General features: G+C 69.5%; 11 protein-coding genes and 1 tRNA gene. 4 read left to right on the top strand and 8 right to left on the bottom strand.

The features are described from left to right. The first annotated feature begins 182 nt into the window (after nt 1-182). The 3 genes from pdhA to LMU33_RS18605 are packed head-to-tail and all read left to right on the top strand — an operon-like array spanning nt 183 to nt 3,775. A complete protein-coding gene (gene pdhA, locus LMU33_RS18615) occupies nt 183-1,382 on the top strand; it encodes a pyruvate dehydrogenase (acetyl-transferring) E1 component subunit alpha (protein ID WP_228621546.1) in 1,200 nt (399 codons plus the stop codon). Nucleotide 1,383: 1 nt separating this feature from the next. Continuing rightward, the gene (locus LMU33_RS18610; RefSeq protein WP_228621544.1) at nt 1,384-2,361 is read left to right on the top strand and encodes an alpha-ketoacid dehydrogenase subunit beta; all 978 of its coding nucleotides are present in this window, start codon (nt 1,384-1,386) and stop codon (nt 2,359-2,361) included. A 10-nt stretch (nt 2,362-2,371) separates the two neighbouring features. Further along, nucleotides 2,372-3,775 carry a dihydrolipoamide acetyltransferase family protein gene (locus LMU33_RS18605; RefSeq protein WP_228621542.1) on the top strand — a complete coding sequence of 468 codons (1,404 nt, stop codon included), beginning with the start codon at nt 2,372-2,374 and terminating at the stop codon, nt 3,773-3,775. A gap of 127 nt (nt 3,776-3,902) precedes the next feature. Here the strand turns inward: LMU33_RS18605 and LMU33_RS18600 are convergent, their stop codons facing one another. The 8 genes from LMU33_RS18600 to LMU33_RS18565 all read right to left on the bottom strand — a co-directional run bounded on the left by LMU33_RS18600 (nt 3,903) and on the right by LMU33_RS18565 (nt 10,523). Beyond that, nucleotides 3,903-6,245, bottom strand: coding sequence for a hypothetical protein (locus LMU33_RS18600; protein ID WP_228621540.1), 2,343 nt, complete (start codon nt 6,243-6,245; stop codon nt 3,903-3,905). Between the two features lie 2 nt (nt 6,246-6,247). Next, nucleotides 6,248-6,319 (bottom strand) — tRNA-Pro (locus tag LMU33_RS18595). A 74-nt stretch (nt 6,320-6,393) separates the two neighbouring features. Next, entirely contained in the window at nt 6,394-7,074 is a 681-nt protein-coding gene (locus LMU33_RS18590; RefSeq protein ID WP_228621539.1) for a contact-dependent growth inhibition system immunity protein, read from the bottom strand. Between the two features lie 21 nt (nt 7,075-7,095). Continuing rightward, complete coding sequence (locus tag LMU33_RS18585) at nt 7,096-7,395, bottom strand: RNase A-like domain-containing protein (RefSeq protein ID WP_228621537.1); 300 nt, start codon at nt 7,393-7,395, stop codon at nt 7,096-7,098. A gap of 14 nt (nt 7,396-7,409) precedes the next feature. Continuing rightward, nucleotides 7,410-7,964, bottom strand: coding sequence for an acyltransferase (locus LMU33_RS18580; protein ID WP_228621535.1), 555 nt, complete (start codon nt 7,962-7,964; stop codon nt 7,410-7,412). Nucleotides 7,965-7,984: 20 nt separating this feature from the next. Then, nucleotides 7,985-9,730: an RNase A-like domain-containing protein gene (locus tag LMU33_RS18575; RefSeq protein ID WP_228621533.1), complete on the bottom strand. Its 1,746-nt coding sequence runs from the start codon at nt 9,728-9,730 to the stop codon at nt 7,985-7,987. Further along, a complete protein-coding gene (locus LMU33_RS18570) occupies nt 9,730-10,041 on the bottom strand; it encodes a WXG100 family type VII secretion target (protein WP_228621531.1) in 312 nt (103 codons plus the stop codon). The genes LMU33_RS18575 and LMU33_RS18570 overlap by 1 nt, the downstream gene beginning before the upstream one ends. A gap of 56 nt (nt 10,042-10,097) precedes the next feature. After that, nucleotides 10,098-10,523 (bottom strand): WXG100 family type VII secretion target, encoded by a 426-nt coding sequence (locus LMU33_RS18565; RefSeq protein WP_228621529.1) that lies wholly within the window; start codon nt 10,521-10,523, stop codon nt 10,098-10,100. Between the two features lie 191 nt (nt 10,524-10,714). On the opposite strand from LMU33_RS18565, the gene murJ reads away from it, so the two are divergent. Continuing rightward, nucleotides 10,715-12,361, top strand: a complete 1,647-nt coding sequence (murJ, locus tag LMU33_RS18560) for a murein biosynthesis integral membrane protein MurJ (protein ID WP_228621527.1) — start codon at nt 10,715-10,717, stop codon at nt 12,359-12,361. The last annotated feature ends 68 nt before the right edge of the window (nt 12,362-12,429 follow it).

Below are 12,429 nucleotides of genomic sequence, written 5' to 3'. Positions count from 1 at the left end.
TCAGGTGGCGTTTCACAGATATGTGGAGCACTGGGTAACGTGATGGTTGCAGGGCGCTCGCCGGGGCACCTGTCACGCCTGTTCCCGGCCGAGTGGCACCCACCCCGTGCCCGGTGGTCGAAACAGGTGAGCCGCACTGGCCTACCGGCAACCCCGGGGGCCGGAACGACGGAGGAGCACACGTGACCGTGGACAGCAGTGCCGCGCGCGAGCCGCGACGCAGCGCCGCAGGCAAGGCCGGCACCACCGGCAGCAAGACCACCCGCACCACCCGCGCCGCCGCGAAGAAGAGCACCGAACCGGAGCTCGTACAGCTGCTGACGCCCGAGGGCAAGCGGGTCAAGAACGCCGAGTACGACGCCTACGTCGCCGGCATCACCCCCGAAGACCTGCGCGGCCTGTACCGCGACATGGTGCTCACCCGCCGCTTCGACGCCGAGGCCACCGCCCTGCAGCGCCAGGGCGAGCTGGGCCTGTGGGCCTCGCTGCTCGGCCAGGAGGCCGCGCAGATCGGCTCCGGCCGGGCGCTGCGCGACGACGACTACGTCTTCCCGACCTACCGCGAGCACGGCGTCGCCTGGTGCCGCGGCGTCGACCCGACCAACCTGCTCGGCATGTTCCGCGGCGTGAACAACGGCGGCTGGGACCCCAACGGCAACAACTTCCACCTGTACACGATCGTCATCGGCTCCCAGACGCTGCACGCCACCGGCTACGCGATGGGCGTGGCCAAGGACGGCGCCGACTCGGCGGTCATCGCCTACTTCGGTGACGGCGCGAGCAGCCAGGGCGACGTGGCCGAATCGTTCACCTTCTCCGCGGTCTACAACGCGCCCGTCGTGTTCTTCTGCCAGAACAACCAGTGGGCGATCTCCGAGCCGACCGAGAAGCAGAGCCGGGTGCCGCTCTACCAGCGCGCGCAGGGCTTCGGCTTCCCGGGCGTGCGCGTGGACGGCAACGACGTGCTGGCCTGCCTCGCGGTCACCAAGTGGGCCCTGGAGCGGGCCCGCAACGGCGAGGGCCCGACCCTGGTCGAGGCGTACACCTACCGCATGGGCGCTCACACCACCTCCGACGACCCCACCCGCTACCGGGGCGACGAGGAGCGGATGGCCTGGGAGGCGAAGGACCCGATCCTGCGCCTTCGCCGGTATCTGGAAGCCTCAAACCACACGGACGACGGATTCTTCGCGGAACTCGAGGCCGAGTCCGAGGTGTTGGGCAAACGAGTGCGCGAAGCGGTCCGCGCCATGCCCGACCCGGACCACTTCGCCATCTTCGAGAACGTGTACGCGGACGGGCACGCGCTCGTCGACGAGGAACGAGCGCAGTTCGCCGCCTACCAGGCGTCGTTTGCTGACGCAAGCGAAGGGGGTCGCTGAGATGGCCGAGAAGATGGCGATGGCGAAGGCCATCAACGAATCGCTGCGCCGTGCCCTGGAGGAGGACCCCAAGGTCCTCGTCATGGGTGAGGACGTCGGCAAGCTCGGCGGCGTGTTCCGCGTGACGGACGGCCTCCAGAAGGACTTCGGCGAGAGCCGGGTCATCGACACCCCGCTGGCGGAGTCCGGCATCGTCGGCACCGCGATCGGTCTGGCGCTGCGCGGCTACCGCCCGGTGGTGGAGATCCAGTTCGACGGCTTCGTCTTCCCGGCCTACGACCAGATCGTCACCCAGCTCGCGAAGATGCACGCGCGCTCGCTGGGCAAGGTCAAGATGCCGGTCGTCGTCCGCATCCCCTACGGCGGCGGCATCGGCGCGGTCGAGCACCACTCGGAGTCCCCCGAGGCGCTGTTCGCGCACGTGGCGGGCCTGAAGATCGTGTCTCCGTCGAACGCGTCGGACGCGTACTGGATGATGCAGCAGGCCATCCAGAGCGACGACCCGGTGATCTACTTCGAGCCGAAGCGGCGCTACTGGGACAAGGCCGAGGTGGACGTCGAGGCGATCCCCGCCCCGCTGCACAAGGCCCAGGTCGTCCGCGAGGGCACCGACCTCACCCTGGCGGCGTACGGCCCGATGGTGAAGCTGTGCCAGGAGGTCGCGGCCGCCGCGGCCGAGGAGGGCAAGTCCCTGGAGGTCCTGGACCTGCGCTCGGTCTCCCCGCTGGACTTCGACGCCGTCCAGGCCTCGGTGGAGAAGACCCGCCGCCTGGTCGTGGTCCACGAGGCACCGGTGTTCTTCGGCTCCGGTGCGGAGATCGCCGCCCGGATCACCGAGCGCTGCTTCTACCACCTGGAGGCACCGGTCCTGCGGGTGGGCGGATACCACGCCCCCTACCCGCCGGCCCGCCTGGAGGAGGAATACCTGCCGGACCTGGACCGCGTGCTCGACGCCGTCGACCGCTCGCTGGCGTACTGAGGAGAGGGTCGTGACGACGATGACGGAAGCGTCCGTGCGCGAGTTCAAGATGCCGGACGTCGGCGAGGGACTCACCGAGGCCGAGATCCTCAAGTGGTACGTCCAGCCGGGTGACACGGTCACCGACGGTCAGGTGGTGTGCGAGGTCGAGACGGCCAAGGCGGCCGTCGAACTGCCCATCCCCTACGACGGCGTGGTCCGCGAACTCCGCTTCCCCGAGGGCACCACGGTCGACGTGGGCACGTCCATCATCGCGGTGGAGGTGGCCGGCGCGGCACCCGCCGAGGCCCCGGCCGGGCAGCCGCAGGCAGCTGTTGCGGAGCCCGAGCCCGAGCCGGAGGCCAAGCCGCAGGCCCGCCAGCCGGTGCTGGTCGGCTACGGCGTGTCGACGTCCTCCACCAAGCGCCGCCCCCGCAAGGGCCCCGAGGTCACGGTCCCGGCACCGGCCCAGGCGATCGAGACCGAGCTGAACGGCCACGGCCACGGCCACGGCGCGGTCGCCGAGAAGCCCCGCCCGCTGGCCAAGCCGCCGGTGCGCAAGCTGGCCAAGGACCTCGGCGTCGACCTCGCCACGGTCACCCCGTCCGGCCCGGACGGCATCATCACCCGCGACGACGTTCACGCGGCGGCCACGCCGAAGCCGGCGGAGCCGGCGCCGGCCCCGGTCGCCGCGGCCGCGGTGACGCCGGCACCGGTCGCGTCCTACGACGGCATGCGTGAGACCCGCATCCCGGTCAAGGGCGTCCGCAAGGCCACGGCGGCGGCGATGGTCGGCTCGGCGTTCACCGCGCCGCATGTCACCGAGTTCGTGACGATCGACGTGACCCGCACGATGAAGCTGGTCGAGGAGCTGAAGCAGGACAAGGAGATGCAGGGCCTGCGGGTCAACCCGCTGCTGCTGATCGCCAAGGCCCTGCTGGTCGCCATCAAGCGGAACCCGGCGATCAACGCGTCATGGGACGAGGCCAACCAGGAGATCGTGCAGAAGCACTACGTCAACCTGGGCATCGCGGCGGCCACCCCGCGCGGCCTGATCGTGCCCAACATCAAGGACGCGCACGACAAGACGCTCCCGCAGCTGGCCGCCGCGCTGGGCGACCTGGTCTCCACCGCCCGCGAGGGCAAGACGTCCCCGGCGGCCATGCAGGGCGGCACGGTGACGATCACCAACGTCGGCGTCTTCGGCGTCGACACCGGCACGCCGATCCTCAACCCCGGCGAGTCGGCGATCCTCGCGGTCGGCGCGATCAAGCTCCAGCCGTGGGTCCACAAGGGCAAGGTCAAGCCGCGTCAGGTGACGACCCTGGCGTTGAGCTTCGACCACCGCCTGGTGGACGGCGAGCTGGGCTCCAAGGTGCTGGCGGACGTGGCGGCGATTCTGGAGGAGCCGAAGAGGCTGATCACCTGGGCGTGACGGCTCCGGGTGGGTAGTCGCGAAGCGTTGAGGGGACGGCCGCAACTTCGATTTGCGGCCGTCCCCTCTTCTTCAAGAGCGGGCTGTCTTCTACGAGAACGGGGCCGAGTCGGCCAGGACGGAGGCTTCACTTCGGCATCTTTCGCCCGGTCGGCTCCGGATCCGGACGGAACCAGTGGCCGCCGGTGCTCCAGCCCAGCAGGCGGCGGCCCGTGCCCGTGTCGGCCGGGGCGCCGGCCATGACCCGGTGGAGCCTGGTGAGGGCGGGAGCGAGGCGGCCGGAGACGTGCCAGGGCCGGCGGGCGGTCTCCTCGGTCAGGCGGTCCAGTACGCGCCGCTGCTCCTGCGGCTCGCACAGCGACAGGTGGAACACCATCTGCCGCCAGGCGTAGGCGACGTCCTTGATGGTGCCGAGCGGTCGCGGATTGTGGTGCACGCGTCCGGTCAGGAGGCACACGGTCTCGAAGCAGCGCAGGGCCAGTTCGGCCCAGTCGGCGCCGGGCTCGATGCCCACCCGGTGGACGAGGGTGGCCAGGTTGTGGGTGGTGAGGATCTGTGCCTGCTCGATGACCGTGCCGTTCCCGGCGACCCAGGAGCCCGACGCTCCCGTGCCCGTTCCCGGCTCGAACTGCGCGGCCCGTTGCCGGCACAGCGCGGCGAACCCGGGCGACGTACGCGCGCCGTGGGACCGGAGTGCCGCATCCCCCGCCTCGATGACGGCGAGGTTGCGCACCGCCCTGTAGTCGATGGCGTAGTACCGCTCGTAGAGCGAGCCGCCGCCGAGGAGTTCGGCCGCGACGCGCGCGGCCGCCAGGAACTTCGGGGTGAACGTGCCCATGAAGATGTCCGCCGCGAGTTCCTCGACGAAGGGCGCCCCCAGCTCGGCCTGGCGCGCGAGTACGGACAGTTCGCGGATCAGCGGGTTGGGGAGGATCGTGCCGGGGAACGCACGCACCGCGAGCCCGCCCAGTACCCGCAGCGCGGTGGCCGCCACCTCGTCCGCCCCCGCGTCGACGCGGTGGACGGCGACGGCCCGCACCCACGGCAGCTCCTCCACCCGCACCTGCCGCTGCAGGTTGAGCAGCAGCAGCGAGCGGCGGTTGCGGAACGCGCGGTAGTTCGCGGCGGCCAGCGTGCGCAGGGCCGGCTCGGGGTGTGCCGCGGCGGTGGTGGCGGCGACGAGCTGGGGGACCAGCTCGGCCAGGACCTCCGCCGAGGGGACGACACCGCGCTCCACCAGCGTGCCGACAGGTGCGCTGAGTGCCGCCTCGACGGGCCGTCGTACGGCGGGTGGGATCTCCGCGCCCTCGGGCACACCCGTCTTGGCGGCCTCCTCGGCGCTCACCGGCGCGACGGCCGGCGCGGTCTCGGTCACCCCGCCGTCCTGCGGCAGCGCGGACAGACGTCCCAGCACCACGCGGGCCAGCGCGCGGTGCGAGGGCAGCGCGCACTGGGCGGCCTGCTCCCGGCGCAGCGCGGTGTGCTCCGGCGAGCCGGGCCGGCCGCGCCGCCGCACCATGGAGGCGACGGCGTGCCGCAGCAGCCCGAGCCGCCGCGGCCCCAATTCCCGACCGGCGACGGTCTCCTCCAGCGCGCCGCGCAGAATGCCCAGGTTCTCCTTGGGCTTGAGGTGCTTGGTGCAGCGGGTGTGGCGCCGGGCCAGGTCGCGGTAACGGCGCAGCAGCTCGGCGGAGCGGGCGTGCCAGGAGCGGTCGTCGGCGGGTCCTGGGACACGGACGTGACCTTCCTCGTCCGTCACCTCCAGCCAGTGCAGCAGCAGTTCGTCGCCGAAGGGCTGCCAGACGGCAAGCGCCTCGCGCTGTGTCTCCACGGCCGTGCTGGGGCGCCGGCGCGCGAGTGCCGCGGAGGCGTCGGCGACGGTGGAGCGGTGCACGGCGTCGGGCCGTGGCGCGGGCCGGTCGGCCGGCCGCGGGCTGAACCGCAGCCGGCCCGCGAACGGCGCCAGCTCCTCGACCAGGTCCAGCGCGGCGTCCGGCTCCCCGGCCCGGACCAGCCAGGCCACGGTGAGCAGGGCGGCCTCTTCGGGAACGGTCACCTCGTAACGACCGCTGTCCAGAAGGCCGTAGAGGTGGGCGAGCCCCTCCTCGGACAGGAAGTGACCGAACAGCGCATGTCGTTCCACCGGCACACCGGCCCGGCGCGCGGCCGCGATCTCGAAGTCGAGCAGGGGGCCGCCCGCGCTCGGCTCGCCGGTGGCGAAGCCGCCCCGGACGACCTCCGGCGTGACCCACGCGGGCAGTCCGGCGACGGGCGTACGGGAACCGATCGTCAGCAGGCCGTTCGCCATCCCGTTCAGGACCGCACGCCACCTGCGGCCGCGTTCCTCGCCGCGTCGGCGGGTCTCCGGGTCCGGGTGTGCGGCGGCCGTGCGGAACGCGGCGGCCAGTTGACCGGCCGCGTATCCGGGGTTCGCCTGGGCGGGATGTTGCTGCTCAGCGTCGTCGTTCATAGCCGACGTGACGGGTTCCGCCCCCGTGCCCTCCGGGTCCCGAGCCCGGTGCTCTGCTGCTGAGCTACACGTCGATGGGGCGACGGTAGACGGCGGGAGTGCACTCGTACAAACGTGTTTCCTTCATTTTCTCGGGAGCTGGTCCCACTCAGGCAGAGGGGCCGTATGCACCGGGTGGCGTCGCGAGCTGCTCGGCGACCCGTGCCAGCCAGCCGCTCGGGGAGTACGGCGCCGGTGGGTCGACTTCCAAGCCCAGTTCGGCGGTGGCGAGTGCGTAGTCGGCCTCGTCCAGGCCCATCGTGAGCAGCTCATGGAGCTCTCCGACGAGTCGGGCCACGAGCTGCGGGTCGGTGGAGCCCCGGTAGTCGTCGACGGCTGCATCGTGATCGTCGAACTCGTCCGGCATGTCCTGGGAGAACCAGCCGCCGAGGAACTGGCCGAGTTCCGGGAAACGGGCGTGCCATTCCCAGTGGGTGACGGGGGACGTCGGAGGCGGTACCTCTCCGGTCTCGATGCTGTGCTTGACGTGGTCCGCGAGGCAGTACAGCCACTGCTGGATCTCGTCCTGGGGCAGGCCGATGTCGGGGAGCGCGTAGAACTCGCCGAGGCGCAGCCTGAGTCGTCCGGGCGGATTGTCGGCGTAGTCCCGCAACTGCCGTTCCGCGATGGCGAGGGCCCAGGGGCGGGTGTGCCAGGTGTGGCGGAGGTAGGCGGTCAGGGCCTGACTCGGCTTGTCGGGTGTGTCGTCGGCCGGCTGTCCGAGGAAGGAGCGCATCACCTGGTCGAGTTCGCCGTACCGGCGGTCGTGTTCGAGGGGGCTCAGGGGCACGGTGTCAGCCTCTACAGGTCGCTACAGGTAGATCGGGAAGGTGCCGCGGACGGCGAAGCCGTGCGGGCGAGTTGGGTCCCGCGCCAGGATCACCCTGGCCGCGTGCACGTCGACCGGCTCACGGCCGGCCAGCATCATCGCCTGCAGCAGCACGCGCCCCACTGGATCGGTTCGGGTGGGCCAGGACGCCTCGATGGTCAGACGGGACCGCGTGGACCGGGCGAGCCAACGGTGGATGACCTGTTCGTTGGCGGTGACGACCTGCTGGGTGGCCCACTGGGCGGTCTCGCGGTCGGGATAGGTGGAACTACGGGTACGCACCGTGCCAGCCTCCGTCAGATGGGATTGAACGACCAGAAAACGCCGACCTCCGCAGAGGAAACGACCACGATGCCGAAATCGCCGTCGTACTCGGTGAGGGGCAGCCAGCCGGTGACTCCGGCAGTGAGGTCGGGGGACGACGAGGTGCGTGCGGCGGTGATGTTGCTGTAACACTCCAGGTTGTCTCCGTACCGTTGGAGGACTGTCCAGGCGTCGTCGAACCTGTCCTGTGCGTCCTCCTCGCGGCCGATGGGTCCCCACTCGTATGTCATCGTCACCAACAGGCGGGCTGCTGTCTCCGGGGTGATGGGGAACAGGCGCTCGGCCAGTGACCCACGGGACAGAGTCAGGAAGGGGAAGGATGCCCCATGGCTCTTCTCGGCCTCGGCCGCCTTGTCCGGATCGAGAGTCAACCAGCCGCGGGGGTCGTAGGCCGTCCGGTTCAGCACGGCCAGTGCGTCGTTCTGCCAGTCGGGGTGCGTCCTCGGTCCGGTGACGGCGAACGCGTACACGTCTTCCAGGAGACGCGTCGCGGCCGCATCCCAGTCCGTACGGCTTACTTTCTGCATTTCCTGTCCAGAAGATCCGGTCAACGCGCCGGCATGGAAGTGATGACGACAAAGGGAGGATCGAGCCTGTCATCATACCTCAACCGTGTATCGATTCTCTTCACATCGGTGGGCTTCGCTTCCATTCCGCCCTGTTTGTAACCGGTCTGCGGATCCTGTGGGTCCCACGGTTGTTTCGTGACGCTTATGCCTGTCACTTCTCCGTTCGGGCCGTCGCCTACAAACTTCTTCACTTCGCCGTTTGTGGGTGGCGGCGGGCCGTCCAGCCATTTCTTGATATCGGTGGAATGCGTGTCGATGTTGTACTGCGTAAACCGCTGTGCACTCGCCAGATCCTTGAAACTGGAAGCGCCGCCGATTTTCGGCTTGTTGTGGGGCCAATCGTTAGTCGGCGGATCCGATTGGTCCCGCAGCCGCTGTGCGAGCTGTTCGGAAGTCTTTCCGACGTGCTTGTCGAGTGTGTGGCCGTTGTCGAGCCATTCACTGCTCGCGAGGTCGATCTTGTAGACACCCTGGTCGGTGTCCCCCGCCTTGGTCCACTTGTGCTCATCCTTGAAGGCGTTGAGTGCGCGTGCACCGAAAGCCTCTGCCCGAGCCTCCTCCGCGTTGTATGTGGGGGCGCTCCGCTTGGCCTCCTCCAAGTGAGGTTTCAGTGCCTCGAGTTTCGGTTTCAGGGGGTTGACGCGGGAGTTGTAGTGCTCCACCACGGCATTCAGCGCGGCGGTGTCGAGATTGAGGGTGATCTCGGTTCCGACCTCCGCACCTGCTTTGAGCAGGCCGCCGATGAAGCGGCCGACGGTCTTGGCTCCCTCTTCGACGTCGTCCATGCCGAGGCCGTCACTGAGGTCGATGTTCCCGACCGCCTGTTTCACCGCCTCGAAATAGATGTCCCACACCTTGCCGTTGAGCTCGACCGCCGCTTCCGCGAACTCCCGGAGCAGGTCGCTGATCTTCTTCGCGCTGTCGAAGAGGACCGACATGACGGGGTGCGTGGCGGTGGGGCTGGATGCCTTGTCGTGCTGCCACTGGTAAGCAGCACCCGGCTCGTTCTTGCCCCAGGCCGTCGTTCCCCAGAGCGAGCTGCAGAACTGCCGCATGGCGTCGTACCACTCGCTGTTGCTCTGCCGCGTGATCCCACTGACATACCCGGTCAGCATGCTCTCCGTCGTGGAGAGCGAGATGGTCATGTCGGCCCACGACTGGGAGAGGGAGTTGAGATAGTGCTGCTGCGGAAAGGGGTAGACGTCGGCCACCTTGCCCCAACGGAAGGCGTCCTTCAGCAGTGGGCGGATGATGTGCCAGACGACGTCGGGTATGTACTCGAGCAGCGAGCGGATGAAATCGTCACCGCCGTCGTCGTCACCCCATTTGAGGTCGGGTACCGAGCCGTAGTTCGGCGCCTTCTGGATGACGTGAGGCGGTGGCTGGGTCTGGGCCTGCGTCTTGCCGGAGGCATCATTGGCCGCCTCGGCCTTCGAGTAGTTGTTGGCGGTTGTGGCGAAGCCGATGGCGGCACCGCCGATGCTCTCCACGGATCTGGCCCACACGTCGAGGAAGAGGTTGCCGACCTCGAGGTATGCCGCGGCAAACCCCTCTGCGGCCGACCCCTTGCCGCCGGCGTCCGGATACTTGTGCAGTTCGGTGAGCAGGTCCCTGGCAGCCTTGTCGAACGGGGTCTGCTGCCCTGCGAAGCTGCTGGCGACGTAGTGCAGGTTGGACGGCTTGACATCGATGGTGCCGCTCTGCGCCGGGGTCGGCGTTGCCATCAGACGGCTCCCCAGCCCCGAAGAACGGCGCGGTGCGCGGCTGCATAGTTGGCGTGTCCGGTGGTGACGTATGCGTGCAGCCATTTCTGCGCCGCCTGCAGGTCATGTGCGGAGCGGTCCCACTCGTCGAGTTTCTCGACGAAGATCTCGCGGGCTTCGCCCTTCCAGGACAGTACGACCGGTTCGACGCGGTCGTGGAGGGCGTCCAGCTTTCCGTTGAGTTGCTTGAGGACGTCCTCCAACTCGGCGGCGAGTTCGTGAAGCGTGGAGAGCGAGACGGTTATGTGGTCATCGGCTGCGCCGGTCGACATGATCCCCCTTGGTGTCGGTGGCCGTGGCTGTGAGCTGGTGCCTGGCGCTCCCGGCCTCAGAATCCGTCCAGGCTGCTGTGCGGGCGAGCCGGTGCGCCGTCGGCTCCGGTGTTCGGCGTGGAGAGCTTGTCGACCTCGCTGTCGACGTCCACGTGGACCCGCCGCATCTGCTCCAGCACGTGCAGATCGTCGGCACTGAAGCCGTCGCGACTCAGCCGCACGGCCTGCTCCAGGCCCTTCATCACTTCCCGGATGCGTACGGCGTCCTCGGCCGCCGCGCGATGGAACTCCCGGTACGCCGTCGCCGCCGGGCCACGCCAGCCCGCCTCGATGCGATCGACGAGTTCGTCCATCCGCCGGACCTGCTTGTCGAGGTGGTCCTGCATGTCGTCCAGGTCCTGCGCGAGCTTGGTCAGGTCCCGAGACGACACCCGAAGGTCGGCGCCGCCGCCTTGCGCCGAATGTGCTCCACGAACGCCCATGTTGTGTCCCCCGGCCCGCACCATGTGAGTCCTGACGTTGAGGCAATCTTACGCAAAGACACCGTCAAGAATGAGGATGACCTGACCGGTTGATCGCATGACCAGAGATACGACGGCCGCGAACAGGGCCACAGCGCTTCGGCGAGCAGCCGCTCGCCGCCGGTGATCGCCAACTGCCGTAGATTTACCGCATGGTAACGGGGGAGAAGACCACCGCTCGGCATGCGAGACCCAAGGCGGAGGCGGGGGTCGGGCGGGCCTCGGCGCTCATGGCCGCCGGCACCGTCGTATCGCGGGCCAGCGGGCTGGTCCGGCAGGTGCTGCAAGGGGCCGCGCTCGGGACAGGGCTGCTCGCGACCACGTACAACACCGCCAACACCGTGCCGACCAGCCTGTACACCCTGCTGATCGGCGGCGCGCTGAACGCCGTGCTGGTGCCGCAGCTGGTGCGGGCCCGGGCCACGCATGCCGACGGCGGGCGGGCCTACGAGCAGCGGCTCGTGACCCTCGTCGTCAGCGTGCTGGCCGTCGGGACCCTGGTCGCCGTGTGGGCGGCGCCGGAGATCGCGAGCCTGTACATACGGGACACGCCCAAGGAACACGACGCGTTCCGGCTGACCGTCGTCTTCGCGCGGTTCCTGCTTCCGCAGATCTTCTTCTACGGGCTCTTCGCCATCTACGGCCAAGTGCTGAACGCCCGCGAGAGGTTCGGCGCGATGATGTGGACGCCCGTGCTCAACAACGTGGTCCTCGTGGCGATGTTCGGCGTCTACCTCGGGATGATGACCGTCCCGCACTCGGTCGCCGACGTCACCGCCACCCAGGTCCGCTGGCTCGGTGCCGGTACGACCCTCGGGATCGCCGTACAGGCGCTCGCGCTCATCCCGTTCGCCCGCGCCGCAGGCTTCCGCTTCCGGCCCCGCTTCGACTGGCGCGGCGCGGGACTCGGCTCAGGGATCCACGCGGCCAAGTGGACTCTGCTGTTCGTGCTGACCAATCTGGTCGGGCTCACCGTCGTCACCAACTATGCGAGTGCCGCCGACACGGAGCTTCCCGGGGCGGGCGTCGGGTACACCGCCTACAGCTACGCGCAGACCATCTGGATGCTGCCCCAGTCCATCGTCACCGTCTCGCTCGTCACCGCGCTGCTGCCCCGGATGAGCAAGGCGGCGGCCGAGGGACGGATCGGTGATCTGCGGGCCGACCTGTCCCGGGCGCTGCGGGTGAGCGGTGTCGTGATCGTCCCGGCCGCCTTCCTCTTCACCGCGCTCGGGCCGGACATCGCCGTCCTCCTCTTCGCCCACGGCGCCGCCGACCCCGCCACGGCCCAGCCCCTCGGGCACATGCTGCAGGCCTTCGGGCTCGGGCTGATCCCGTTCTCCGCGCAGTACCTGCTGCTGCGCGGCTTCTACGCCTTTGAGGACACCCGTACGCCGTTCTTCATGGCCGTGTGGATCGGGGTCGTCAACATCGCGCTCGCCACCGCCTGCCATCTGCTGCTGCCCGCGCGGTGGGCGGTCACCGGTATGGCCGGTGCCTACACCGTCTCCTACTTCGCCGGACTCCTCCTCACCGCCCGCCTGCTGGCCCGCCGTACCGGCGGCCGGCTGGACGACGGCGCCCTGCGCGGCACCTACGCCAAGCTGCTGTGCGCCGGAGGCGTCGCGGCGGTGGCGGGCTGGGCCGCGGGGCGGGGCTGTGCCGGGGTGGTGGGGCACGGCACGGCGGGGACGGCCCTTGCGACCGTCGCCGGTTCGCTCGCGCTCGGTCTCGTCTATCTGGTGGCGGGCAAAGCGCTGAAGATCGGCGAGCTTCGGCGGATTCCCGGATTCCGGTGACATCGGGTGCCTCAGGCCCCGAACGACCGACCCTGACGTCGTATCGGGGACGGATCGGGGTGCTGTCG

It is taken from the genome of Streptomyces barringtoniae, from assembly GCF_020819595.1.
Taxonomy (GTDB): Bacteria; Actinomycetota; Actinomycetes; order Streptomycetales; family Streptomycetaceae; genus Streptomyces; species Streptomyces barringtoniae.
The sequence above is the reverse complement of the archived record's forward strand: the minus strand, read 5'-3'. Positions and strand labels throughout refer to the sequence as shown.